Source organism: Kitasatospora sp. P5_F3 (assembly GCF_054049135.1).
Genome location: NZ_JBFUMY010000016.1, coordinates 1 through 24,345, shown reverse-complemented (window position 1 = coordinate 24,345; position 24,345 = coordinate 1). Strand labels below are relative to the sequence as shown.

21 protein-coding genes and 3 pseudogenes are annotated in these 24,345 nt (G+C 71.7%); 16 read left to right on the top strand and 8 right to left on the bottom strand.

The features are described 5' to 3' along the window. Nucleotides 1–2: 2 nt before the first annotated feature. Nucleotides 3–821, bottom strand: coding sequence for an LAGLIDADG family homing endonuclease (locus ACXJMZ_RS13390; RefSeq protein ID WP_457030238.1), 819 nt, complete (start codon nucleotides 819–821; stop codon nucleotides 3–5). Between the two features lie 160 nt (nucleotides 822–981). On the opposite strand from ACXJMZ_RS13390, the pseudogene ACXJMZ_RS13385 reads away from it, so the two are divergent. Then, nucleotides 982–1,827: pseudogene (locus ACXJMZ_RS13385) on the top strand (glutaminase); the annotation flags it as partial. Nucleotides 1,828–1,856: 29 nt separating this feature from the next. Here ACXJMZ_RS13385 and ACXJMZ_RS13380 read toward each other — a convergent pair. Then, nucleotides 1,857–2,138, bottom strand: coding sequence for an HPr family phosphocarrier protein (locus tag ACXJMZ_RS13380; RefSeq protein ID WP_457030237.1), 282 nt, complete (start codon nucleotides 2,136–2,138; stop codon nucleotides 1,857–1,859). A gap of 228 nt (nucleotides 2,139–2,366) precedes the next feature. Between ACXJMZ_RS13380 and ACXJMZ_RS13375 the strand changes: the two genes are divergently transcribed. The 4 genes and pseudogenes from ACXJMZ_RS13375 (at nucleotide 2,367) to ACXJMZ_RS13360 (ending at nucleotide 7,637) form a co-directional block, all read left to right on the top strand. Further along, nucleotides 2,367–5,135 carry a bifunctional acetate--CoA ligase family protein/GNAT family N-acetyltransferase gene (locus tag ACXJMZ_RS13375; protein ID WP_457030236.1) on the top strand — a complete coding sequence of 923 codons (2,769 nt, stop codon included), beginning with the start codon at nucleotides 2,367–2,369 and terminating at the stop codon, nucleotides 5,133–5,135. Nucleotides 5,136–5,228: 93 nt separating this feature from the next. Continuing rightward, a complete protein-coding gene (locus tag ACXJMZ_RS13370) occupies nucleotides 5,229–5,819 on the top strand; it encodes a DUF5998 family protein (RefSeq protein WP_057229307.1) in 591 nt (196 codons plus the stop codon). A 9-nt stretch (nucleotides 5,820–5,828) separates the two neighbouring features. Continuing rightward, entirely contained in the window at nucleotides 5,829–6,998 is a 1,170-nt protein-coding gene (locus tag ACXJMZ_RS13365) for an alkaline phosphatase family protein (protein WP_457030235.1), read from the top strand. Between the two features lie 43 nt (nucleotides 6,999–7,041). After that, nucleotides 7,042–7,637 (top strand): annotated as a pseudogene (locus ACXJMZ_RS13360) (thymidine kinase). Nucleotides 7,638–7,640: 3 nt separating this feature from the next. Here ACXJMZ_RS13360 and ACXJMZ_RS13355 read toward each other — a convergent pair. Beyond that, nucleotides 7,641–8,342 carry a VOC family protein gene (locus ACXJMZ_RS13355; protein WP_457030234.1) on the bottom strand — a complete coding sequence of 234 codons (702 nt, stop codon included), beginning with the start codon at nucleotides 8,340–8,342 and terminating at the stop codon, nucleotides 7,641–7,643. Nucleotides 8,343–8,469: 127 nt separating this feature from the next. On the opposite strand from ACXJMZ_RS13355, the gene ACXJMZ_RS13350 reads away from it, so the two are divergent. Further along, nucleotides 8,470–9,303, top strand: coding sequence for a sulfurtransferase (locus ACXJMZ_RS13350; protein WP_457030233.1), 834 nt, complete (start codon nucleotides 8,470–8,472; stop codon nucleotides 9,301–9,303). A gap of 63 nt (nucleotides 9,304–9,366) precedes the next feature. On the opposite strand, the gene sepH is transcribed toward ACXJMZ_RS13350, so the two are convergent. Then, nucleotides 9,367–10,452 carry a septation protein SepH gene (gene sepH, locus ACXJMZ_RS13345; RefSeq protein ID WP_457030232.1) on the bottom strand — a complete coding sequence of 362 codons (1,086 nt, stop codon included), beginning with the start codon at nucleotides 10,450–10,452 and terminating at the stop codon, nucleotides 9,367–9,369. Between the two features lie 439 nt (nucleotides 10,453–10,891). On the opposite strand from sepH, the gene ACXJMZ_RS13340 reads away from it, so the two are divergent. Continuing rightward, nucleotides 10,892–11,698: a hypothetical protein gene (locus tag ACXJMZ_RS13340; RefSeq protein WP_457030231.1), complete on the top strand. Its 807-nt coding sequence runs from the start codon at nucleotides 10,892–10,894 to the stop codon at nucleotides 11,696–11,698. A 7-nt stretch (nucleotides 11,699–11,705) separates the two neighbouring features. On the opposite strand, the gene ACXJMZ_RS13335 is transcribed toward ACXJMZ_RS13340, so the two are convergent. Together ACXJMZ_RS13335 and ACXJMZ_RS13330 are read right to left on the bottom strand one after the other, a co-directional pair. After that, nucleotides 11,706–13,019, bottom strand: coding sequence for a D-arabinono-1,4-lactone oxidase (locus ACXJMZ_RS13335; protein ID WP_457030230.1), 1,314 nt, complete (start codon nucleotides 13,017–13,019; stop codon nucleotides 11,706–11,708). A gap of 111 nt (nucleotides 13,020–13,130) precedes the next feature. After that, nucleotides 13,131–14,366, bottom strand: a complete 1,236-nt coding sequence (locus ACXJMZ_RS13330) for an MFS transporter (RefSeq protein WP_457030229.1) — start codon at nucleotides 14,364–14,366, stop codon at nucleotides 13,131–13,133. 125 nt (nucleotides 14,367–14,491) lie between these two features. Here ACXJMZ_RS13330 and ACXJMZ_RS13325 point away from each other — a divergent pair, with 125 nt between their 5' ends. Both ACXJMZ_RS13325 and ACXJMZ_RS13320 read left to right on the top strand, forming a co-directional pair. After that, nucleotides 14,492–15,646, top strand: a complete 1,155-nt coding sequence (locus tag ACXJMZ_RS13325) for a ferrochelatase (RefSeq protein ID WP_457030228.1) — start codon at nucleotides 14,492–14,494, stop codon at nucleotides 15,644–15,646. 47 nt (nucleotides 15,647–15,693) lie between these two features. Then, nucleotides 15,694–16,482 (top strand): inositol monophosphatase family protein, encoded by a 789-nt coding sequence (locus ACXJMZ_RS13320; RefSeq protein ID WP_457030227.1) that lies wholly within the window; start codon nucleotides 15,694–15,696, stop codon nucleotides 16,480–16,482. A gap of 214 nt (nucleotides 16,483–16,696) precedes the next feature. On the opposite strand, the gene ACXJMZ_RS13315 is transcribed toward ACXJMZ_RS13320, so the two are convergent. Beyond that, nucleotides 16,697–16,882: a hypothetical protein gene (locus ACXJMZ_RS13315; protein ID WP_457030226.1), complete on the bottom strand. Its 186-nt coding sequence runs from the start codon at nucleotides 16,880–16,882 to the stop codon at nucleotides 16,697–16,699. Between the two features lie 401 nt (nucleotides 16,883–17,283). On the opposite strand from ACXJMZ_RS13315, the gene ACXJMZ_RS13310 reads away from it, so the two are divergent. The 4 genes from ACXJMZ_RS13310 to ACXJMZ_RS13295 all read left to right on the top strand — a co-directional run bounded on the left by ACXJMZ_RS13310 (nucleotide 17,284) and on the right by ACXJMZ_RS13295 (nucleotide 21,291). Continuing rightward, the gene (locus ACXJMZ_RS13310) at nucleotides 17,284–17,937 is read left to right on the top strand and encodes a response regulator transcription factor (RefSeq protein ID WP_057229285.1); all 654 of its coding nucleotides are present in this window, start codon (nucleotides 17,284–17,286) and stop codon (nucleotides 17,935–17,937) included. Nucleotides 17,938–17,980: 43 nt separating this feature from the next. Beyond that, the gene (locus ACXJMZ_RS13305; protein ID WP_457030225.1) at nucleotides 17,981–19,279 is read left to right on the top strand and encodes a sensor histidine kinase; all 1,299 of its coding nucleotides are present in this window, start codon (nucleotides 17,981–17,983) and stop codon (nucleotides 19,277–19,279) included. 263 nt (nucleotides 19,280–19,542) lie between these two features. Next, nucleotides 19,543–20,544 carry an acyl-ACP desaturase gene (locus tag ACXJMZ_RS13300; RefSeq protein ID WP_457030224.1) on the top strand — a complete coding sequence of 334 codons (1,002 nt, stop codon included), beginning with the start codon at nucleotides 19,543–19,545 and terminating at the stop codon, nucleotides 20,542–20,544. A 447-nt stretch (nucleotides 20,545–20,991) separates the two neighbouring features. Continuing rightward, nucleotides 20,992–21,291, top strand: coding sequence for a DUF4193 domain-containing protein (locus tag ACXJMZ_RS13295; RefSeq protein ID WP_057229281.1), 300 nt, complete (start codon nucleotides 20,992–20,994; stop codon nucleotides 21,289–21,291). Between the two features lie 227 nt (nucleotides 21,292–21,518). Here the strand turns inward: ACXJMZ_RS13295 and ACXJMZ_RS13290 are convergent, their stop codons facing one another. Continuing rightward, nucleotides 21,519–21,968, bottom strand: a complete 450-nt coding sequence (locus tag ACXJMZ_RS13290; protein WP_457030223.1) for a DUF3093 domain-containing protein — start codon at nucleotides 21,966–21,968, stop codon at nucleotides 21,519–21,521. 164 nt (nucleotides 21,969–22,132) lie between these two features. Here ACXJMZ_RS13290 and ACXJMZ_RS13285 point away from each other — a divergent pair, with 164 nt between their 5' ends. From ACXJMZ_RS13285 to ACXJMZ_RS13275, 3 genes and pseudogenes are all read left to right on the top strand, one after another. Next, nucleotides 22,133–22,705, top strand: coding sequence for a PaaI family thioesterase (locus ACXJMZ_RS13285; RefSeq protein ID WP_057229481.1), 573 nt, complete (start codon nucleotides 22,133–22,135; stop codon nucleotides 22,703–22,705). Further along, a pseudogene (dut, locus tag ACXJMZ_RS13280) lies at nucleotides 22,702–23,234 on the top strand (dUTP diphosphatase). Before ACXJMZ_RS13285 ends, dut begins: the two are co-directional and overlap by 4 nt. A gap of 2 nt (nucleotides 23,235–23,236) precedes the next feature. Then, a complete protein-coding gene (locus ACXJMZ_RS13275) occupies nucleotides 23,237–24,037 on the top strand; it encodes a DUF3710 domain-containing protein (protein ID WP_457030222.1) in 801 nt (266 codons plus the stop codon). Nucleotides 24,038–24,345: the final 308 nt, after the last annotated feature.

Below are 24,345 nucleotides of genomic sequence, written 5' to 3'. Positions count from 1 at the left end.
AGTCAGGCCGGGGTGTGCGGGAAGCGCACCCCGGCCTTCTTCGGTCCGATCAGTCGCCAACGTCGGGTCTGACAGCTCTTCACCGACCGGTTCAGCAGGCGGGCCGCCTCCTCGTGGTCGGGCGTTGCGAGCAGGAGCTCGGTCTCCTCGGCGGTCCATTCCTTGCGGTGCATCCTCTTCATGCCGACGGGCCTGACCCAGTCTCCGACGTCATCCGCAGCAGCCTGCTTACGAGGGAGCGCCAAGCAGCCCGGGTAGTAGAGCTCTTGAGCCAGGGTCATGGCCTCCTCCCGCGTCAGCAGGATGTTGTAGATGTTGTCGCGCGTGTTGCGCCTCGCGGTGCGGGCCCTGCCGGTCAGACGCTCGGTGTAGTCGCAGTAGTACCGGACGAGCGCTTCGCTGGCCGTGGTGAAGCCGACGAAGGGCAGATCCTGTGCGGTGCGGCCGACGGATCCGTCGGCGTCGATGATGCCTCGGACGTAGTCCCGTTCGGAGTACGGAACGGTCGGCGGGGCTATGTTCAGCGACTTGCGGCCGCTCGGCAGGCCGAGGGCCTGGAGCGTCTCCCGAAACTCCCGGGCGCAGACGGTCCACGCCACGGAGGTGTGCTCGGCGGCGAAGTTGGTGCTGCGGGTGCGGTAGCTGATGGAGCTGTTGTACGGGCAGATGCGCTGGAACTTCTCCAGCAGCGGGGCGTCACGTGCGGACAGCTCCACCGTGAGCCGGCCTTTGCGGCCCGGCCCCTGGCTGAGGTGTCCGTCTGCCTGGATGAAGCCGAACATGTAGGCGTGCTCGGGCCGTTCGAGATCGAAGTCGTTCATGCGGCACAGCGTGCGCTTCACCAGCCCCGCTCACCGCTGCTATCAGGTCGGACCATCCGATCGGATGGAATGGCTAAAGTCGAAATGTCTGATTCTCCGTCAGTCGGCCCCGCCTGGGCAGAATGGGCCCGTGGACTACCAGCAGCTCCTGCACGACGTGATGGACACCGCCCTGCGCGCGCCCGGCCGAGGCCGGCCCGCCGACTACATCCCGGCGCTCGCCGCCGTCGATCCGACCGCGTTCGGGATGGCGATCGCGACGGTGGAGGGGGAGGTGTACGGGGCGGGGGACTGGGAGACGCCGTTCTCGGTGCAGAGTGTGTCGAAGCTGTTCACGCTGGCGCTGGCGCTCGCGGAGGGTGGGGACGAGCTGTGGAGGCGGGTGGGGCGGGAGCCGTCCGGGAATCCGTTCAACTCGTTGGTGCAGTTGGAGACCGAGCACGGGATTCCGCGTAATCCGTTCATCAACGCGGGGGCGCTGGTGGTGACGGACCGTCTGCTGGAGCTGACGGGGGACGCGGTGGGGGCGGTGCGGGACTTCCTGCGGGCGGAGGCGGGGAACGACGGCATCGAGGTGGACGATGCGGTGGCCTCCTCGGAGGCGCGGCACGGGCACCGGAACGCGGCGCTGGCCCACTTCATCGCCAGCTACGGGAACCTGCGCAACCCGGTGGACAGTGTGCTGGCGCACTACTACGCGCACTGCGCGATCACGGCCAGCTGCCGGGACCTGGCGCTGGTGGGCCGGTTCCTGGCCTCGCACGGGGTACGGGCGGACGGCTCGCGGCTGCTGACCCGCAGCGAGGCGAAGCGGGTGAACGCGGTGCTGCTCACCTGCGGGACGTACGACGCGGCAGGGGAGTTCGCGTTCCGGGTCGGGCTGCCGGGCAAGAGCGGGGTGGGCGGCGGGATCCTGGCCGTGCTGCCGGGGCGGGGCGCGGTCTGCGTGTGGAGCCCGGGGCTGGACCAGGCGGGGAACTCGGTGCTCGGGGTGGCGGCCCTGGACGCGCTGAGTGCGCCCCTTCCGGCTGGGTGTCAGGCGGCGGCGGGGAGCTCGTCCAGGCCCTCCTGGACCAGCTTCGCCAGGCGGTCCAGCGCCGCGTCGGCGCCCTCGGCCTCGGAGGCCAGGATCACCGGGTCGCCGCCCTCGGCGCCCAGGCCGAGCAGGGCGAGCATGGAGGCGGCGTTGACCGGCTTGCCGCCCTCCTTGGCGATCGTGATCGGCACGCCGACGGCGGTCGCCGCGCGGACGAAGACCGAGGCGGGACGGGCGTGCAGGCCCTCGGGCCAACCGATGGTGACGCGGCGCTCAGCCATGAGACGTGCCTTTCAGGTGGTGCTGGTGGAGCCATGTTGTCTAGACCAGTGTGACACGCAAACCGGGAGGTCGCGCCGTCGCGGGACGCTTTGGTGGCCAAGGTCCCACCCTGCCCCGCCGATCGGCCCCATGCCACGCGGCTCGCCGCCGACCAGCAGGGCAACGACTTCGCAAGACTCACCCGCGCGACCGGGTCCACCCGGCGTTCGAACGTCTAACCTGACGCTGTGGAACACCCCGCGCCGCACCGCGACGAGCACAGCTACCCCCAGCACTGGGAGGCCGACGTACTGCTGCGCGACGGCGGCACGGCCCGGATCCGGCCGATCACCGAGGCCGACGCCGACCGGTTGGTGGAGTTCTACGAACGGGTCTCCGACCAGTCGAAGTACTTCCGGTTCTTCGCGCCGTACCCCCGGCTCTCCGACAAGGACGTCCGCCGGTTCACCCACCACGACTACGTGAACCGGGTCGGTCTGGCCGTGGTGGTCCGGGACAGGTTCATCGCCACCGTCCGGTACGACCGGATCGACCCGGACGGCCGCCCCTCCGTCACCGGCACCGACGCCGAGGTGGCCTTCCTGGTGCAGGACGCGCACCAGGGCAGGGGGGTGGCCTCCGCACTGCTGGAGCACATCGCCGCCGTCGCCCAGGAGCGCGGCATCCGCCGGTTCACCGCCGAGGTGCTGCCCGAGAACCGCAAGATGGTGAAGGTCTTCACCGACGCGGGCTACACCCAGCAGCGGTCCTTCGCCGACGGTGTGGTGCACCTGGAGTTCGACCTGGAGCAGACCGACTCCTCACTGGCCGTCATGCGGGCCCGCGAGCACCGCGCCGAGGCCCGCTCGGTGCAGCGGCTGCTGACGCCACGTTCGGTCGCGGTGATCGGGGTGTCCCGCAGCCCGCAGTCGGTCGGCCGGGCGCTGCTGCGCAACCTCCAGGGCTTCGACGGCACCGTGTACGCGGTGAACCGCAACGCCCCGCCCGGCACCGAGATCGACGGCGTCCCCACCTACCGCTCGGTGCTGGAGATCCCAGGGCCGGTCGACCTGGCAGTGATCGCGGTGCCCGCCACCGCCGTGCCGGGGACCGTCGCGGACTGCGGCGCGCACGGCGTGCAGGGCCTGGTGGTGGTCACCGCCGGGTACGCCGAGACCGGCCCGGAGGGGCGGGACCGCCAGCGCGCGCTGGTCCGGCAGGCTCGGGCGGCCGGGATGCGGGTGATCGGCCCGAACGCGTTCGGGCTGCTGAACACCGACCCCGAGCACCCGCTGAACGCCTCGCTCGCCCCGGTGCTGCCCGCGCGCGGCCCGTTCGGCCTGTTCTGCCAGTCCGGCGCGATCGGCGTCGCCCTGCTGGAGGCCGCGCACCGCCGTGGCCTGGGCGTCTCCTCGTTCGCCTCGGTCGGCAACCGGGCCGACGTCTCCGGCAACGACTGGCTGCAGTACTGGGAGGAGGACCCGGCCACCGACGTGGTGCTGCTCTACCTGGAGTCCTTCGGCAACCCGCGCAAGTTCACCCGGATCGCCCGCCGGCTGGCCGCACACAAGCCGGTCGTGGTGATCAAGGGGGCCAGGCACACCGGCAGCCTGCCGCCCGGCCACGCCGTCCAGCCAGCCGCCAGCCGGCTGCGCGACGCCACCGTGGACGCGCTGTTCCAGCAGGCCGGCGTGCTGCGGGTGGGGACCATCACCGAGCTGTACGACGTCGGCGAGCTGCTGGCCCACCAGCCGCTGCCGGCCGGTGACCGGGTGGCCGTGGTCGGCAACTCCGACTCGCTCGGGCTGCTCACCCACGACGCGCTGCTCAGCGCCGGGCTGCACCCGCGCTCCCCGGTCGACCTGACCACCGGCGCCACCGGCGAGAACTTCCGGATCGCCCTGGACACCGCGCTCGCCGACCCCGCGATCGACGCGGTGATCGCGGTGGCCATCCCGCCGATCGCGGCCCAGGGCCCGACCCCCGACCTGGGCGCGGACGAGCCCGAGTTCGCCGACGCCCTGCTCGAAGCCTCCGGCCGGGCAAGGGAGTTGGGCAAGCCGCTGCTGCTCGCCCACCTGGCGCTGACCGAGCTGCCGGAGCGGCTGCGGGCCGGTGGCATCCCCGCCTACCCGGCCCCCGAGCGGGCCGTGCACGCGCTGGCCCAGGCGGTCAGGTACGCCGACTGGCGCCGCCGGACCGCCGAGGCGGAGCAGACCGCCCGGGTGCCCGAGCTGAGCCGGATCGCCGAGACCGAGGCCCGCGCCCTGGTGGAGGCCGCCCTGCAGACCAGGACCGCCGTCGCGGCCAGGACCCAGCCCGGCGGTGCAAGGATCACACTGCCGGACGCGGAGGCCGCCGCACTGCTCGGCCACTACGGCATCGACGTGCACCCCACGCTGCCCGCCCCCGACGAGGAGAGCGCACTGCGGGCCGCCGCCACGCTCGGCTACCCCGTCGCCCTCAAGGCCACCGCCGAGCACCTGCGGCACCGCCCTGACCTGGGCAGCGTCCGGCTCGACCTGACCGGCGAGCCCGGGTTGCGGCGCGCGTTCCGGGAGTTGGACGCCCTGCTGGGCGGCGCGGCGAAGGCCGCCCTGGTGGTGCAGCGGCTCGCCCCGCGCGGGGTGGACACCGTGATCGGCGCCACCGTGGACCCGGCGGTCGGCGCGATCCTCTCCTTCGGCCTGGCCGGCGCCCCGGCCGAGCTGCTCGGCGATGTCGCGCACCGGCTGATCCCGGCCACCGACCAGGACGTGGCCGCCCTGATCCGGGAGGTCCGGGCGGCCCCGCTGCTGTTCGGCTGGCGCGGCGCCGAGCCGGTCGACACCGCCGCCCTGGAGGAGCTGCTGCTCCGGGTCTCCCGGCTGGTCGACGACCTGCCGGAGGTCGCCTCGGTGGACCTGGAGCCGGTGGTGGTGGGTCCGAACGGCCTTGCGGTGCTGGCCGCCCGGGTGCGGATCGCACCACTCCCGGTACGAAGTGATCTGGGGCCGCGCGCCATGAGCACCCTGTAACCTTCCTTGGTTGCGTCCGACAGCGGACGCCCTCGGTCAGAAGCTCGGCGCAGTGCCGCCCGCTTCGTCCGCGGGACATGCCAGGATGGAGCTATGGCGAAGACCGGTACCACGACCACGCAGGACCTGCGCTCGGCGATCGAGCGCAGTGGCTACTACCCGGCGCTGGTCTCCGAGGCCGTGGAGTCCGCGGTGGGCTCCGAGCCGATCGTCTCCTACCTGGTCCACCAGGAGACCACCTTCGACGCCAACGAGGTCCGCCGGCACGTCACCGTGCTGGTGCTGACCTCCACCCGGTTCGTGGTCAGCCACACCGACGAGCAGAACGGCGACGCCGCGACCCCGGTGCCGTACGCGACCACCTCGACCGAGTGCGTCCGGCTGGACCGGATCGGTTCCGTGGTGCTCAGCCGGATGGTGGCCAACCCGGAGACGTACACCCCCGGCACGCTGCCGCGCGAGGTGGTGCTCACGATCGGGTGGGGTGCGGTGCAGCGGATCGACCTGGAGCCGGCCGGCTGCTCGGACCCGAACTGCGAGGCCGACCACGGCTACACCGGTTCGGCCACCGCCGACGACCTGTCGCTGCGGGTCAGCGAGGCGGGCGACGGTCCGGAGACGGTGGCCCAGTCGCTGGTGTTCGCCCGGGCGCTGTCCGAGGCGACCATCGCCAACCGCGGCTGACGGGCGCCCATGACCACGCATCTCGGGTACGAGGCCTTCGAGATCCTCGACCCCTCCGACGCGCCCGCCCCGCACTACGGCACCGGCTCGCTGGCCGACCTGCTGCCCGCCGTGGCGGCCGGGCTCGGCGTGCCCGGGTTCGAGAGCGGGCTGCCGCTGGCCCCGGCCGACCGGGTCTGCGTCTTCCTGGTGGACGGTCTCGGCTGGGAGCTGATCAAGCGTCACCCCGAGTACGCCCCGTTCCTCAACTCGTTGATCAACGGCGGCGGTCGCTCGATCACGGCCGGTTTCCCGTCCACCACCGCGACCTCGCTGGCCTCGGTCGGCACCGGCCTGCCGCCGGGCCTGCACGGCCTGGCCGGGTACACCGTCGCGGTGCCGGGCACCAACCAGCTGATGAACCAGCTGCGCTGGCAGCCGCCGGTGAAGCCGAAGACCTGGCAGCCGTACCCGACCGTCTTCCAGCAGGTGCACGCGGCCGGGGTGGCCACCGCGCAGGTCTCCTCCCCGCTGTTCGCGCAGACCCCGCTGACCCAGGTCGCGCTCTCCGGTGGCACCTTCCTCGGCCGCACCACCGGCGAGGAGCGGATGGACCTGGCGGCCCAGTGGCTGGCCGAGCACGACCGGGCGCTGGTCTACACGTACGTCAGTGAACTCGACGGCGCGGGCCACCGGTTCGGGGTCGACTCGGACGAGTGGCGGATGATGCTGGACAAGGTGGACCGGCTGGCCAAGCGCCTCGCCGAGCAGCTGCCGCCGCGCTCGGTGCTGTACGTCACCGCCGACCACGGCATGATCGACATCACCCCCGAGGACCGGATCGACTTCGACGAGGACTGGGAGCTCAGCGCGGGCGTCGCCCTGCTCGGCGGTGAGGGCCGGGCCCGGCACGTGTACGCGGTGCCCGGGGCGGCCTCGGACGTCTTCACGGTCTGGAGCGAGGTGCTCGGGGACCGGATGTGGGTGGCCACCCGGGACCAGGCGATAGCCGCGGGCTGGTTCGGCCCGACGGTGGACGAGCGGGTGTACCAGCGGATCGGCGACGTCGTCGCGGCCGCCCGCGACGACATCGCGGTGATCGCCTCCCGCAGCGAGCCCGGTGAGTCCTCGATGATCGGGCTGCACGGCTCGATGACCGCGGTCGAGCAGATCGTGCCGCTGCTCGAAGTCCGCGGCTGACCCGCGCCCGACGCTCCACGACCGAAAGGCTCCTGCTCCACCCATGGCTGAACTGGTGTTCTTCTCGGGCACGATGGACTGCGGCAAGTCGACGCTCGCGCTCCAACTCGACCACAACCACGCCGCTCGCGGCCGCCGGGGCAGCCGCCGGTGGCGGTCGAGGTGACCGACGGCTTCGACTTCCACGCGCACGTGGTGCAGCTGCTCTCGTCCGGCGGCCGGGTGGACTACCTGATCTGCGACGAGGCCAACTTCTACACCTCCGAGCAGGTCGACCAGCTGGCCCGGGTGGTCGACGAACTCTCCATCGACGCCTTCACCTTCGGCATCACCACCGACTTCCGCACCAAGCTCTTCCCGGGCTCGCAGCGGCTGGTGGAGCTGGCCGACCGGGTCGAGGTGCTCCAGGTCGAGGCCCTCTGCTGGTGCGGCGCCCGGGCCACCCACAACGCCCGGACGGTGGGCGGCGTGATGGTGGTCGAGGGCGCCCAGGTGGTGGTCGGCGACATCGCCAAGAACGAGGGCGAGGTCGGCTACGAGGTGCTCTGCCGCCGCCACCACCGCCGCCGGCTGACCGCCGCCACCGCTCGCGCCTCGGTGCTCTCGCCCGACGTCCTGCCGTTCGGCGACAGGTCCTAGGTCCTACCGGACCCCGACCACCGAGAACCGGCCGCCCTGCGGATCGGCGAGCCGGGCCACCCGGCCCCGGTCGGTGTCGTGCGGGGCCACCAGCACCCGGCCGCCCAGCTGCTCGGCCCGAGCCGCCGTCAGATCCGGGTCGGCGACGGCGAAGTGGACCCGCCAGCGCGGCGGGCCGTCCCGCAGGTCGCCCGGGCGGATGGTGCGCTCGACCCCGGAGCCGAACGCCATGTCGTAGAAGTACCCGGCCTCAGAGTCCGGGGTGAGCAGCTCGGCCCAGGCCGGTGCGCCGGGCACGTTCATCACGTCCCAGCCGTGGTGCTGCTCGCCCTGCCAGAGGCCGAACACCGCACCCGAGACATCCGACGCGATCGCCAGCCGTCCGGCGTCCGCGGCCTGCAGCGGGCCGACCGCCACGGTGCCGCCGCACTCGCGGATCCGCTGCGCCACGTCGTCCGCCTGGTCCACCGCGAAGTACGTGGTCCACTCGACCGGGTGGCCGGTGCCCAGCGGCTGGTCACCCAGACCGGCCACCTTCGCCCCGTTCAGGGTGGCCCGGACGTAGACCCCGAGCTGGCTCGGACCCGGCCCGAACTCCCAGCCCAGCAGGGCGCGGTAGAACGTCTTCGCACCCTCCAGGTCATCCGTCATCAGGCTCACCCAGCAGGGCGTGCCCTGGGCCACTCGGGCCTTCACCGCGGTCATGGCGGACCTCCTTGGGAGCGCGTCGCAGAGGAATGGTTCCACCGCCGACGGCGTGCCTTCCTGACATACACCGGCGAGCCGGGCAAAGACCAGACAAAGAGCGGAGATGCGCGGGAAGAATAGGGGTATGACCACTCCCCTGATCACGGTTGCCGAGTTGGCAACCGAACTCGCCGCCGAACGGCCGCCCGTCCTGCTGGACATCCGCTGGCAGCTGGGCGGCCCGCCCGGCGTCGAGGAGTACGCGGACGGCCACCTGCCGGGTGCTCACTACCTCGACCTGGACCGGGAGTTGGCCGCGCCGCCCGGCGCCGCGGGGCGGCACCCGCTGCCGGACGTCGAGGTGCTCGGTGCCGCGCTGCGCCGYGCGGGCGTCCGGGCCGACCGCGCCGTGGTGGTGTACGACGCTGGCCCGGCCACCTCGGCGGCCCGGGCCTGGTGGCTGCTGCGCTGGGCCGGGCACACCGACGTCCGGGTGCTGGACGGGGGCCTGGCGGCCTGGCGGGCGGCCGGACAGCCCGAGTCGGTCGCACAACCGGCCACCGAGCCGGGGGACTTCAAGCCGCAGCCCGGCGCACTGCCCACGGTGGACGCCGCCGGAGCGGCCGAACTGGCCCGCACCGGGCTGCTGTTGGACGCCCGGGCGGGCGAGCGCTACCGGGGCGAGGTCGAGCCGGTGGACCCGAAGGCGGGGCACATCCCCGGCGCGGTGAGCGCCCCCACCATGGCGAACCTGGCCGCGGACGGGCGCTTCCTGCCGCCGGCCGTACTGGCCGAGCGGTTCCGCGCGCTGGGGGTCGACGAGGCGTCGGAGGTCGCGGTGTACTGCGGTTCAGGCGTGACGGCGGCGCACCAGCTGCTGGCCCTGACCGTCGCAGGGCACCCGGGCCTGACGCTCTACCCGGGCTCGTGGAGCGAGTGGTCCGCCGATCCGGCGAACCCGGTGGCGACCGGCGCCTGACCTACTCCTGCACCTACGCCCAAAACCGGTGACGGCGGGTCAGGCACTGCCTGACCCGCCCGTTCACTCCTGCTTCTTGCGGCGGCTGCCGAAGACGATCTCGTCCCAGCTGGGCACCGTGGCACGCCGACCGGGCCGGACACCGTCCGCCTCGGCCTGCCGGTCGGTGGTGCCGACCAGCCGCTCCCGGTGCGGCGAGACCGCACGCGGCATCAGGATGTCCGCGTACGCCGAGCCGGCGCCGACGCTGGCCGCCGGGGCGGCCTGCTCCTCGGGCTCCACCGGCTCCTCGGCGACCACCGGCTCCGCCACGGGGACGGAGAGGTCGCCGCGGTAGGCGGGCACCACGTCGAGCAGGCTGGTGAGCGAGTCCCGGTTCTCGGCCGTGGCCTCCCTGACCTCCCTGACCTCGCGTGCCTCCCTGGCCTCGCGCGCCATGATCCGGTCGGGCAGGGCGGGCCGCTCGATCATCGGGCGGGCCGGCCGGTCCTGGGGGAGCCGGGCGATCCGCGGGATGAACGGGAAGACCTGCTCCTCCTCGCGCTCGACGTTCTCGCCGATCAGCGCGCGGGCCTCGTCGTCGTTCGGCTGGACCAGGCGGCGGGGCGGGTCGTACGTCCAACTCGCGGTGCGGGTCTCACCGTCGGCGCGGTAGGAGAGGAAGATCTCCCAGGTGCCGTCGTCGCGGCGCCAGGAGTCCCAGTTCTCGGCGTCCTTCTCGGCACCCCGCAGGGCCAGCCGCTCCGCGACCGCCTCGCCGAGCTGGGGGCCGGTGGACTCGCCGTGCCGACGGATCGCGGTCTTCCGCGCCCGCTCGGCCATGAAGGCCCGCTCGGCCAGCACCGGACCCTCGAACCGACGGACCCGGTCCACCGAGATACCCGCCGCCTGCGCGACCTCCTCAGCGGAGGCACCGGCTCGTATCCGAGCCTGGATGTCGCGGGGGCGGAGGTGGCTCTCCACCTCGATCTCGATCTGTCCGAGGCGCGGACGGTCACCCCGGATCGCGGCGCGAAGGCGCTCGTCGATGGGAAGGGTGTACTCCGTGCTGTCGGCAGCTTTGAGCACCAGCCGTGTGCCGTCGTTGCTGACGGCCACGACGCGCAGTTCGGGCACGGTTACCTCCCGGGTGGTGCCTGCCGACGTCACCTGCGTCGCTGCTCCCGTACTGAGTGTGGCCTGCCCACTCACGACTGGCCACAACCTTGCAGAGTTACTCGGCGTGTCGGGCTTTCGCCCGGCCCTGCCGTTGTGGCACGGTTGCCTGTTTGCCACGTCGTCGGTCGACGCTGCGCCCGGGATGCCCCGGCCGCCGTCTGATGGACAGTCGGCACTGATGACCGAAGGCTCAGGCTTCACGAACAGTACTCCATTCGTGGCATCCACAGGGGCGGCTCGCCGCTCAAGTCTCCCGCGATTCACGGGAATCTCAAGGGTGGGCACTCCAATGGCCGACCGTCGATCAGTGCGCGGTGATCATCTTCACATATATCGACCGCCAAGAACCAGATTTTCGCCCGTTGTGTCCTTCTTTGTGCAAGATGGAGGGACTTTTCCCGCTCCGAGCCGTACCCACCGAGGGATGTTGATGCCCCAGCAGCGCGCACCGCAGGATGTCGCCGAGCTGTCCGACCGGACCACGAACAGCCCGAAGCGAATCGATCTGAGCGTGGCTCAGGTCGCGGCGAGTGCACTGGCGACGATCGTCGGTGCACTGCTCGCCTCGGAGCTCGGGGTCTACGGCACGATCATCGGCGCAGCGGTGGTCAGTATCGGCGCCACCACCGGCGGGGCGGTCTTCCAGCACCTGTTCCGGCGGGGCGGCGAGCAGTTCCGGCAGGCGGTCGACCGGGTCGGCACCGGCAGGCAGCCGACCCTGCTGTCCTCCGAACCGTCCTCGGAACCGTTCACGGAGCTGTCCTCGGAGTGGAACGAGCCGCAGACCGTCCGGGCCAAGCGGCGCTGGACCTGGAAGACCTACCTGGCGGTCTCCGGCCTGGTCTTCGCGCTCGCGATGGGCCCGATCCTGACCTTCGAGTGGGCCACCGGTCAGCCGGTGTCCGCCACGGTGAAGGGGGAGAGCGGCTCGGGCACCTCGTTCGGTGGCTCGGTCGAGCAGAAGCCGGCCTCGACCCCGCCGGCCGATCCCGCCGCGACCCCGTCCGGGGACGCCGGGTCGACCCCCTCCGGCACACCGAGCCCGACGCCGTCCGGGACGCCCTCGGGCACCCCGTCCGCCACGCCGAGCGGCAGTCCGTCCGCGACGCCGACGCCGACTCCGACCCCGTCCGGCAGTCCGACCTCGACCTCGACCCCGGCACCCCCGCCGTCGGGCGACCCCACCGGCAGTGCCTCGGGGGAGGCGGCGACGCCCAGCGGGACGCCGTCGCCCTGACGGCCGGTCAGTCGCCGAGCACCCGGCGCAGGTAGTCGTTGGCGAACAGCCGGCCCGGGTCCACCTTGTCGCGCAGCGCGGTGAAGTCCTCGAAGTGCGGGTAGACCGAGGCCAGGTACTCCGCGTCCCTGGTGTGCAGCTTCCCCCAGTGCGGGCGGCCCTGGTGAGCGGTCATCAGCTTCTCCACCTCGGTGAAGTAGCCCTGCTCGGCGGTGCCCCGGTAGAGGTGCACGGCGATGTAGACGCTGTCCCGGCCGTTCGCGGTGGAGAGCCAGAGGTCGTCGGCGGGCGCCAGCCTGACCTCCACCGGGAAGCTGATCCGCCAGTTCGAGCGCTCGACCAGCGCCTTGAGCTCACGCAGCACGGTGGTGGCCGCCGCGCGCGGCACGGCGTACTCCATCTCGATGAAGCGCACCTTGCGCGGGCTGGTGAACACCTTGTACGCGGTGTCGGTGAACGTCCGCTCCGACCAGGCCCGGCTGGCCAGCTGGGCGATCGTCGGAATGGCGGCCGGGAACCGCCGGCCGACCTGGCAGGCACCCTCCCAGACCGTGTTGGAGAGGAAGTCGTCGTCCAGCCAGGACTTGAACCTCGGCAGCGGCGCGGCCGGGCCCTGGCTCCGGTTGTTCCGCTTCACCGAGCAGCGGTCGGTGTGCGGGAACCAGTAGAACTCGAAGTGCTCGTTCACCGCCGCCAGGTCGTCGAAGGCGGCCAGCACCTCATCGAAGCCCATCGGCCGCTCATGAGCCGTCAGCAGGAAGGCGGGCTCCACCCCGAAGGTCAGCGCGGTGACCACGCCGAGCGCGCCGAGCCCGAGCCGGGCGCCCTGGAACAGCTCGGGGTTCTCGGTGGGGGAGCAGTGCCTGACACTGCCGTCGGCGAGCACGATCTCGACCGCCCGGATCTGCGCGGCCAGCGAGCCGGAGTCCCGGCCGGTGCCGTGCGTACCGGTGCTGGTGGCCCCGGCGACGGTCTGCACCTCGATGTCGCCCATGTTGGTCAGCGACAGCCCGGCCGCCTCCAGCAGCCGGTTCAGCTTCCACAGCGGCAGCCCGGACTCCACCGTCACCGTGCCGCCCTCGCGGTCCAGCTCCCGGACGGCGGTCAGCCCGTCGGGCCGGACCAGCACCCCGTCACCGGCGGACGCGATCGAGGTGAACGAGTGCCCGGAGCCGACCGCCTTCACGGTCCGCCCCTGCTCGGCCGCCTGCCTGAGCACCTCGCCGAGCTGCTCGGCCGAAGCCGGCGCAACCGTCCGGCTGGGCCGGGCGCTCTGGTTGCCGGCCCAGTTGCGCCAGTCGACCGATGTGCCCTGGGGCATGGGGGTGCCTCCTGCTCCGGGGCCAACGGCACCCGTACGTACCGGTGAGTAGGGGGAGCGTAGCCACTCGACCCCCGCAGGTCTACGGTTCACCGGCTCGGGCAGGCACCCTCAGGTACGAACCAGCTCCGCCTCGGCCGTCGCCAGACCACCCCGCAGGCGCGGCAGCCCCGCGAACGCCACCACCATCCCGAACGTCGCTGCGGCGAGCGGCACCCAGTACCCCGTCGCAGCCCCCTGCGCATCCACCACCAACCCCGCCGCCGACGAGCCGAGCGCCACCCCCAGGGCCAGCCCGGTGGTGGTCCAGGTCATCCCCTCGGTGAGCTTCGCGGCCGGGATCAGCCGCTCGACCAGCGCCATTGCGGTGATCAGGGTCGGCGAGATGGAGAACCCGGCGACGAACAGCGCCGCACTGATCGCGAGCAGCCCCCCGACGCCGTGCACCAGTTCGCCGACCAGCAGCAGGGGCACCATGCTGGCCGCCATCACCGCCGCCCCGACCGGGAACCGGGTCGCCATCGAGCCCTTGAGCTTGAGCGTCCCGAAGATCACCCCGGCCAGGCAGGAGCCGAGCGCGTAGACCGCCAGGACCAGACCGGTCCAGCTCTTGTGCCCCTGCTCGTCGGCGAACGCCAGGGTGACCACCTCGACCGAGCCGAACACCGCGCCGGTCGCCACGAAGGTCACCACCAGCACCTGCAGGCCGCCCGACAGGATGGCCGGACCACCGGTGTGCTGCTCGGCCGGGTGCACCGGCGGTTCGGTCCGCCGCTGGGCGGTGAACAGCAGCACGCCCACGGTCAGGAACACCCCGGCCAGCAGGATCCCGGCCTCGGGGAAGACGCTGGTGGCCAGAGTGATGGAGAGGATCGGGCCGATGATGAAGCAGATCTCGTCCACCACCGCCTCGAAGGAGTACGCGGTGTGCAGCTTCGGCGGCGAGGAGTTGTAGAGATACGCCCAGCGGGCCCGGACCATCGAACCGGTGCTCGGCATCACGCCCATCCCGAACGCGCAGACGAACAGCGTCCAGGTCGGTGCGCCGGACCGGGCGCAGAGCAGCAGCCCGATCGCCGCCAGCACGGTGATCGCGGTCGCGGGCAGCGTCACCCGGCGCTGCCCGTGCCGGTCCACCAGCCAGGAGACCGCCGGGCCGAGCACCGCCGCCGCGCCCGCCATGGTGCCCGACACCCAGGCCGCCAGACCGTACGAGCCCCGGAGCTGGGACAGCATGGTCACGATGCCGATGCCGGTCATCGAGATCGGCATCCGGGCAATGAATCCGGAGAGCGAGAAGGCCAGGCTGCCGGGGGCGGCGAAGATCTGGCGGTAGCTGGACAGCAAGGGGGCTCCGCTGGGTACAGGTAAGGAACATCGGTCGCATACACAGCTTACGTACTCGGGCAACGAGGTTTCCGTCTCCCGGACTTGACCCGGAGTCGGGTGCCGTTGGTGGCAGGATCGGAGCCATGTCCGACTCGCACACCCTCACCCACCCTGCCGCCCCGGCGGACCCGGCGCCCTTCGACGCCCTGCTGCTGCTCTCCTTCGGCGGGCCTGAGGCCCCCGAGGACGTGGTGCCGTTCCTGGAGAACGTCACCCGGGGCCGGGGCATCCCGAAGGAACGGCTGGCCGAGGTCGGCAAGCACTACTTCCTGTTCGGCGGGGTCAGCCCGATCAACGAGCAGAACCGTGAACTGCTCGCCGCGCTGCGCAAGGACTTCGCCGGGCACGGCCTCGACCTGCCGGTCTACTGGGGCAACCGGAACTGGGCGCCGTACCTGACCGACACCCTTCGCGAGATCGCCACCGACGGCCACCGCCGGGTGCTGGTGCTGGCCACCAGCGCGTACGCGGGGTACTCGGGCTGCCGGCAGTACCGGGAGAACCTCGCCGACGCGCTGGCCACCCTGGCCGAGGAGGGGCTGCCGACCCTGGAGGTCGCCAAGCTCCGGCACTTCTACAACCACCCCGGCTTCGTCGGCCCGATGATCGACGCCACCCTGGCGGCGCTCGCCGAGCTGCCCGCCGGGGTACGCGACGGCGCGCAGCTCGCCTTCACCACCCACTCGATCCCGGACGCGATGGCCGAGACCTCCGGCGCACCCGACGACCCGGCCCGGGGCACCCCCGGTGGCGCGTACGTCGCCCAGCACCTGGAGGTGGCCCGGCTGGTCGCGGAGGCCGTCGCCGTCGCCACCGGGGTGGCCGAGCGGCCCTGGGAGCTGGTCTTCCAGAGCCGCAGCGGTGCTCCGCACATCCCCTGGCTGGAGCCGGACATCTGCGACCACCTGGAGTCGCTGAAGGAGGCCGGGGCGCAGGCCGCCGTGATGGTGCCGATCGGCTTCGTCTCCGACCACATGGAGGTCAAGTACGACCTCGACACCGAGGCCACCGCCAAGGCGGCCGAACTCGGTCTGCCGGTCAGCCGGGCCGCCACCGTCGGCGCGGACCCCCGGTTCACCGCGGCGGTCCGGGAGCTGGTGCTGGAGCGGGCGGCGACCGAGCGAGGGGCGTCCGTCGAGCGCTGCGCGCTGGGGGCACTCGGCCCGAGCCACGACGTGTGCGCGGTGGCCTGCTGCCCCAACCCGCGCGCCCCCCGTCCCGCCGCCGCCCAGCTCTGACACTCCGTCACCGCCCGCCCGCCCGCTCGCCCGCCGGAAGGACCCCCGTGCCCGACCTAGCCCCGCCCGACGCACTGCTGGACGAACTCCTCGACGTTGCCCTGGAGGCCGCCGGCCGGGCAGGCACCCTGCTCCGCGACGGCCGACCCGCCGACCTCGGCGTGGCCGCCACCAAGAGCAGCCCGGTCGACGTGGTCACCGAGATGGACCTCGCCTCCGAGAAGCTGATCCTGGAACTGATCACCACCCGCCGCCCCGAGGACGGCTACCTCGGCGAGGAGGGCGCCGACCACTCCGGCAGCAGCGGCATCCGCTGGGTGGTGGACCCGCTCGACGGCACCGTCAACTACCTGTACGGGCTGCCCTCCTGGGGAGTCAGCGTGGCCGCCGAACTGGACGGCCGGGCCGTGGTCGGCGTGGTCGCCGTCCCGGCCCGGGGCGAGCTGTTCCACGCGGTGCTCGGCCGCGGGGCCTACCTGGACGGGGCGCCGATCCGCTGCCGCCCGGCCCCGCCCTGGGGCCAGGCACTGGTCGGCACCGGCTTCAACTACGTCCAGCCCGTGCGGGTCCGCCAGGCGGAGGTGCTGCTCGCCCTGATGCCCGAGGTCCGCGACATCCGCCGGGCCGGCGCCGCCGCGGTCGACCTCTGCGACGTCGCGGCCGGCCGCCTGGACGCCTTCTACGAGCGCGGCCTCCAGCCCTGGGACCGCGCAGCCGGCGCCCTGATCGCCGCCGAAGCCGGCGCCCGCACCGGCGGCACCGACGGCATGACCTGCACCGCCCCACCGGGCACCTTCGAACAGCTCCTGACCCGGCTCACGGCCCTTGATGCCTAGGGCACAAGCTTCGGAAGACAGGGGCTCGGGGAACTGCGACGCCGACCTCGGAACAGGTGATCCGTGTGTAGAAGGTCAGGCACTTTGGCAGCGACCCGAACGCCAGACCTCCTCACAGTTCCCCGAGCCCCTGGACCGTAGATACTCGATCGCCTGCCACATGCAGAAGCCCTGGCACGGGGGGTGCCAGGGCTTGGTGGTGCGTACTGCAGGATCAGGCGGCGGCGCGGTGCATCTCGCGCGCGGGGTCGATGCCGTGTTCGGCGGCGAGCCTACGGAGATCGTCCAGTTCGGACTGTTCGACCTCGGCGAGGAACTCGTCACCGGACTCGAGAGCGCGGTGCAGATCTGCTTCGGCATTCCTTATGCGCTGAATGATGCCGGCGGTGAAGGCGTCCATTCTGGCCCCCTTGCTGTGTCGGACGGGCGGTCCGGCGTTCCCCGGACGGGCTTCGGTGCCAACGGAAATGCCCCAGCCGGTGGTGGTCTCCCCAGCTGGTGCGGTGACGGCCTGAGACCGTCCGATGGACTCCGAGACCCGGGCCGGTGCGGATGAACGCACGGCGGGTGGTGACTGCGATCGGCGCTTCGGCCCGATCGCCGGTGTGAACCTGTCCTCCCCGCCCCCGGCGGCGGGAAACCTGACTCACCGAGAAAGTTGCCCGCGTCACAGTCCGTTCACGGAACCGAACCCCGTGGACGCACCGCTTACCGGTGCTTTACCGGTCCACCAGGCAGGATGTAACCACCGTCGGACTGGGGTGCCCGACCTCGGCCACTGCTGCAGAAGGGACAACCACCGTGCGGGTTCTCGTTGTGGAGGACGAGCAGCTGCTCGCCGAAGCCGTTGCCACCGGGCTGCGCCGCGAGGCGATGGCCGTCGACGTGGTCTACGACGGCGAGGCCGCACTGCAGCGGATCTCCGTCAACGACTACGACGTGGTGGTGCTGGACCGCGACCTCCCGCTGGTGCACGGCGACGACGTCTGCCGCAGCATCGTGGAGCAGAGCCTGGCCACCCGGGTGATCATGCTGACCGCCTCCGGCGACATCAGCGACCGGGTCGAGGGCCTGGAGATCGGCGCCGACGACTACCTGCCCAAGCCCTTCGCGTTCAGCGAGCTGGTCGCCCGGGTCCGGGCGCTCGGCCGCCGCGCGACCGTACCGCTGCCGCCGGTGCTGGAGCGGGCCGGGATCTCGCTCGACCCGGGCCGCCGTGAGGTGCTCCGGGACGAGAAGCCGGTCCAGCTCGCGCCCAAGGAGTTCGCCGTGCTGGAGGTCCTGATGCGGGCCGGTGGCGCGGTGGTCTCGGCCGAGCAGCTGCTGGAGAAGGCCTGGGACGAGCACACCGACCCGTTCACCAACGTGGTCCGGGTGACCGTGATGACCCTGCGCCGCAAGCTCGGCGACCCCGCCGTGATCGTCACCGTGCCGGGCTCCGGCTACCGGATCTGAACCGAGCCCCACCCGTACCCGGACCGCACCCGAGAGGACAGCCATGACCACCCCGCCCCCCACCGGCGGGGCCTCCGACGCGCCCGCCGGAGGCCCGGTGCCGCCGCGCCCGTACCAGCCCCCGACCGTCGCGACGGCCCAGCCGACGCCCCAAGTGGTGCACGGCGAGGGCCTGTTCAGCTGGTTGCCGCTGCGCCCGACCATCCGGATCAGGCTCACCCTGCTGTACGGCGGGATGTTCCTGATGGCCGGGGTGGTGCTGCTGATGCTGATGTACTTCTTCGTCCGGCAGGCCTTCTACGACGCCTCGCTGCCACCGCTGCGGCTGGGCTCCGGGGTGCAGATCCAGACCGAGGACGGCACCGTGATCACGGCCGCCAACTTCGAGCAGTGGCTGCGGCACTTCCAGAGCGTGCAGGCCGAGGCCGCGCTGACCACGCTGCTGCGCAAGTCGCTCACCGTCCTGGTCTGCCTCGCGGTGATCGCCTTCATCCTCGGGTACGCCCTGGCCGGCCGGGTGCTGCGCCCGCTCAACCGGATCACCAGGACCGCCCGCGAGGTGGCCGGTTCCGACCTGCACCGGCGGATCGACATGGACGGTCCCGACGACGAGCTCAAGGAGCTGGCCGACACCTTCGACGAGATGCTGGAACGGCTGCACCGAGCCTTCGACTCGCAGCGCCGGTTCGTCGCCAACGCCTCGCACGAGCTGCGCACCCCGCTGGCGATCAACCGCACCCTGCTGGAGGTCCAGCTCTCCGACCCGGAGGCCTCGGCCGACCTGCAGCAGCTCGGCAAGACCCTGCTGGCCACCAACGAGCGCAGCGAACAGCTGGTGGAGGGCCTGCTGCTGCTGGCCCGCAGCGACAACGAGCTGACCGACCGCCGACCGGTCGAACTCTCCGAGGTGGCGGTGCGGGCACTGGAGCAGATCCGCCCGGAGGCGGCCGGCCGGGAGGTCGAGCTGCGGTCGGTGCTGGAACCGGTCCAGGTGAGCGGGAACGGGGTGCTGCTGGAGCGCATCGCGCTCAACCTGCTGCAGAACGCGACCCGGTACAACACTCCCGGTGGCTGGGTGGAGATCACCACCTCGCCGGTGCCGGGCGGTGCCGGGGAACTGGTGGTGAGCAACACCGGTCCGGTGGTGCCGGGCTACGAGCTGGAGCACATCTTCGAGCCGTTCCGGCGGGTGAAGGGCGCCGACCGGACCCGGAGCGACAAGGGGGTCGGGCTCGGCCTCTCGATCGTCCGCTCGGTGGTCCGCGCGCACGGCGGGGCGATCGAGGCCACCCCGCGCACCGGCGGCGGCCTCACCATCCGGGTCCGGATCCCGGGAGCCTGACCCCCTACCGCCCCTAGGGGTCGCCGCAGGCACCCCAGCATCCTTCAGGGCCGGATTTCGCTCCGTGCGCGGAGCATCCCGCCGGGCCCGATCGCCGCCCCCGCCAGGCCAGTCGCCATGACAAATGCCCTGGCGGGGGCGGCTTGTCATTTTTGGTCGGGACAACTTACGGTGTCGTAACCTACGGAGCCGTAAGGTTGGTCGTAGCCACCCGGCCAGACGCGACCCCGTCGTCCCTGCCCCGCCCTTTCAGGAGCACCGCCGTGACCATCGCACCCGAGCAGCGCACCGCCGCCGCCCCTTCCGCCGCCTCGCTCAGCACCGCGGGCTGGACCGACGCGCGACTGATCATGGCGCTCGAGGAGGTCGTGGAGGTCGAGCTGAACCGGCACCTCAAGGTCGCCAAGGAGTGGATGCCGCACGAGTACGTGCCGTGGAGCCTGGGCCGCGACTTCGACGGCGTGCTCGGCGGCGAGGCCTGGGCGCTGGACCAGTCCAAGGTGACGCCGCTCGGCCGGATCGCGCTGGTGGTCAACCTGCTGACCGAGGACAACCTGCCCAGCTACCACCACGAGATCGCCACCATGTTCGGCCGCGAGGGCGCCTGGGGCACCTGGGTGCACCGCTGGACGGCCGAGGAGGGCCGGCACGGGATAGCCATTCGCGACTACCTGCTGGCCACCCGGGCCGTCGACCCGGTGGAGCTGGAGCGGGCCCGGATGACGCACATGGCCGAGGGCTTCGAGTCGGACAACTCGCACAGCATGCTGCACTCGGTCGCGTACGTGGCCTTCCAGGAGCTGGCCACCCGGATCTCGCACCGCAACACCGGTCACTTCTCGGGCGACCCGATCTGCGACCAGCTGCTCGCGAAGATCGCCAATGATGAGAACCTGCACATGGTCTTCTACCGGAACCTGCTCAAGGCCGCCCTGGAGATCGCCCCGGACCAGGCCATGCGGGCGGTAGCCGACGTGGTGATCGACTTCCGGATGCCCGGCCACGGCATGCCCGGCTTCGAGCGCTCCGCGGCCCAGCTCGCCATCGGTGGGGTCTACAACCTCCGGATCCACCACGACGACGTGCTGCAGCCGGTGCTGCGCCACCTGAAGGTGATGGAGATCGGCGGCCTCGGCCCGGCCGGTCTGCAGGCCCAGCAGGAGCTCGGTGTCTTCCTCGGCGCCCTCGACGCGCAGGCCACCAAGTTCGACGAGCGGCAGGCCGCACTGCTCGCCAGGCGGGCTGCGAACGCCGCGAAGAAGTAGCCTTCGGGTGGGTGGATTTCCAGGATTTGCCCGAAAAGTTCAGACTGTGAGGAAGCTCACAGGAAGTCGCCCCACACGTTCGGATGATCTCTCAGGGTGATCACTGGTTCGGGTGATCCGATCGCCGAGGGTGACGGTCGTCCAGCCCGAGAGATTTGTCGACACATCATCAAGTCGCTGTCGGTGCAGCTGAGTTGGCCGATGATCGCGCGGACCTCGACCACTGAGCGTGATGGCCCGAACGGTCGGTCGGCCTCCCGGAGGAAGCTCTCCGTGAGGCCGTTCGGACCGCCCGGGAGGGCCCTGAAGAGGCCGTTCGAGGATGTCGATTGAGTAACAGGGCTTGAAGTAAGGCAAAATCTCCGCCTCGGGTCGGGCACAAGACCGGCCCCCCATGCGTTACGTGCGCTGGAGATACCGCACACACCCAGAGGGGGAGAGCGAACAATGGCAACGGACTACGACACCCCGCGCAAGACCGACGACGATGTCAACGAGGACAGCATCGAGGAGCTCAAGGCTCGTCGGAACGAGAAGAGCACCAGCTCTGTCGACGTCGACGAGTTCGACGCTGCCGAAGGCCTGGAGCTTCCCGGCGCTGACCTTTCCAACGAGGAACTCTCGGTCCGGGTGCTTCCGCGCCAGGCCGACGAGTTCACCTGCATGAGCTGCTTCCTGGTACACCACCGGAGCCAGCTGTTCGGCGAGAAGAACGGGCAGCCGATCTGCCAGGACTGCGGCGCCTGAGCACCGGGCGGGAAGGCCCGGCCCGGCGGATCCCCGCCGGTCCGGCACACCGCCCCGCCCGGCCTTGGGCAGCAAGGCCGGAGGCAGCAACTGCGGTCACCCCGGCGGCCGCGCCCGCTCCACCGCGCGATCGGTCCCACCGATCGCGTCGCAGTACGGAACACAGGGACGGTCCCGCGTGCACATGCGCGGAGCCGTCCCTCCGCCGTTTCCGGGGCCGGGCGAGGTCAGCTGATCCGGCTCCGGCGGGCCTCGGCCAGCGCGTCGGCCAGCCGCTGCGGCGAGCGGGTCGACAGGTAGACGTACGGGGTCGGGTCGGCCGGGTCGGTGATCTCGACCCGGAGGGCGGTCGGCACGTAGCTGCGCAGCAGCATGAAGGCGCGCGGGTCCGCCTTCACGGACCGCCAGGCCACCGTCTCGGCCGGGTTCAGCACGTGGGCGGCGCCGAGCACATCGGCCGGGATCCGGGCCTGGCCGGCCACCAGGGAGCCCTGCACCACGCGGATCCGGGCAGAGCCGTAGCTGCTCAGCGCGGCGGCTCCGGCGACGATGCCGACCACCAGGCCGGCCAGAGCACCGATCGCGCTGAACCGCAGCATGATCAACGCCAGCGAGAAGCCGAGCGCAACGGGAAGCAGCCACCAGCTGCGGGGGACGGTGAGGCGTTCGTCGTACATGCCCCCATTGTGTGTGCCGCCGCCCGGCCTTCGGCCCCCGCCTCCCTGGCGGACAGCCGGTGCGGCCCGTACTACCCGCGGGTAAGGTCGCCGCTGTGAACGGACCCGCCGCCTCCCCGCCTGCGCAGCAGGGCTCCGAAGAGCCCGTCGCCCGCGCCACCGCCCTGCCGCCGACCACGCCCCCGGCCGACGCCGTACTGCCGCCCCGGGCGCCCGAGGCACCCGCCCCCGGCACCCTGCTCGGCTCGCACTACGACCACTGCTTCGGCTGCGGCCCACAGCACCCGCAGGGCCTCCAGCTGACCGCCGTCGCGGGCGAAGGCCTGAACGTCACCGCCGAGTTCACCGTCCGCCCCGGCCACCAGGGCGGCCCCGGCCTGGCCCACGGCGGCGTGCTGATGACCGCCATGGACGAGACCCTGGGAACGCTCAACTGGCTGCTGCACATGGCCGCCGTGACCGGCCGACTGGAGAGCGACTTCGTCCGCCCGGTCCCGGTCGACTCCACGCTGCACATCCACGCCTGGGTCACCGGCGTGAAGGGCCGCAAGATCTACAGCGCGGCCGAGGGCCGGATCGGCGGACCCGACGGGCCGGTCGCGATCCGGGCGCAGGCACTCTTCATCCAGGTGAAACTGGAACACTTCACCACGCACGGGCGTCCCGAGGACATCAAGAAAGCCCTGGACGACCCGGATCTGTTCAAGCGTGCCCGAGCCTTCGAGGTGAACCCGTGAGTACCACCGCCCGCCCGCCGGTCGACGTCCTGATCACCCGTTTCGATCCGGAACTGCCGCTGCCGTCGTACGAGCACCCCGGCGACGCCGGAGCCGACCTGCGCACCACCGTCGACGCCGAGCTCGCCCCCGGTGAGCGCGCCGTGCTGCCGACCGGTGTCGGGATCGCCCTGCCGGACGGCTACGCCGCCTTCGTGCACCCGCGTTCCGGCCTCGCGGCCCGGTGCGGAGTTGCACTGGTGAACGCCCCGGGGACGGTCGATGCCGGGTACCGTGGTGAGATCAAGGTGATTCTGGTAAACCTCGACCCGCGCGAGGGAGTCAGCTTCCGCCGTGGGGACCGAATCGCCCAGCTGGTGATCCAGCAGGTCGAGAAGGCGAGTTTCCACGAGGTGGCCGAACTTCCCGGATCGGCACGTGCCGAAGGCGGGTTCGGGTCGACCGGAGGTCACGACAGGGTTACCATGCCCGCGCCAGCGCAGTAGCCGAGCAGGTATTCGCATCGGTCTTGGACCGGGAAGGACAGTGACCGTGTTCCGTCGCCGCCAGAAGAGTGAGGACGCTGTCGAGCAGCTCGCCGACGACGCCATCAGCGCCGACGAGACGGCCGATGACGCCGAAGGCTTCGCCGACTCCGAGAACGAGAACGCCGACACCGACCCCGCGGACCGGGTCGGCCTGCCGCCGGCCCCGCGACCGGACGGCCCGTGGGACATCTCCGAACTGGAGAACCCCGAGGAGGGCCGAGTCGACCTCGGTGGCCTCCTGATCCCTGGTGTCGAGGGCATGGAACTGCGGGTCGAGGTGGCCGGCGACGCGATCGTGGCCGCCACCCTGGTCCTCGGCAACAGCGCCATCCAGCTCCAGGCCTTCGCGGCCCCCAAGTCCGAGGGCATCTGGGGCGAGGTCCGCGAGGAGATCGCCTCGGGCATCACCCAGCAGGGCGGCCTGGTCGAGGAGGAGGAGGGCCCGCTGGGCTGGCACCTCCGGGCCCAGGTCCCCGTACAGCTGCCGGACGGCACCCAGGGTGTCCAGCTGGTGCGCTTCGTCGGGTGCGACGGACCGCGCTGGTTCCTCCGTGGCGTGATCTCCGGCCAGGCCGCGGTCCAGCCCGAGATGGCCGGCATCCTGGAGCAGGTCTTCCAGCAGACCGTCGTGGTCCGCGGTGAGACCCCGATGGCTCCGCGCGACCCGATCGTGCTCAAGCTCCCCGAGGACGCCCAGATGGTCGCCGACGGCGGCGCAAGCGTCGTCGACGCCGGCAGCTCCCGCTTCGCGGAGACCTCGCTGGACCCGTTCGCACGCGGTCCGGAGATCACCGAACTCCGCTGACGCCTGCGGGATCGTCGGCCGATCGCCTCCGTCCGGTACGCCGGACGGAGGCGATTTGCTTGTGAGGCGGCGATGCCCGTACAGTTCCGGAGTCGCACCGAGAGGGGCGAAGAAAAGCGAGTCGGCTGAATGAAACTCCGGAAAACGGAGCGGAAAACGTCTGATAAGCTCGGAACACGAAAGAACGAAGCGCCCGGAGGGTCCGCCTGATAAGCGGCTCGAAGGAAGTGTCCGTTCCTTGAGAACTCAACAGCGTGCCAAAAGTCAACGCCAGATATGTTGACATCCCCGGCCTCACCGTTTGGTGG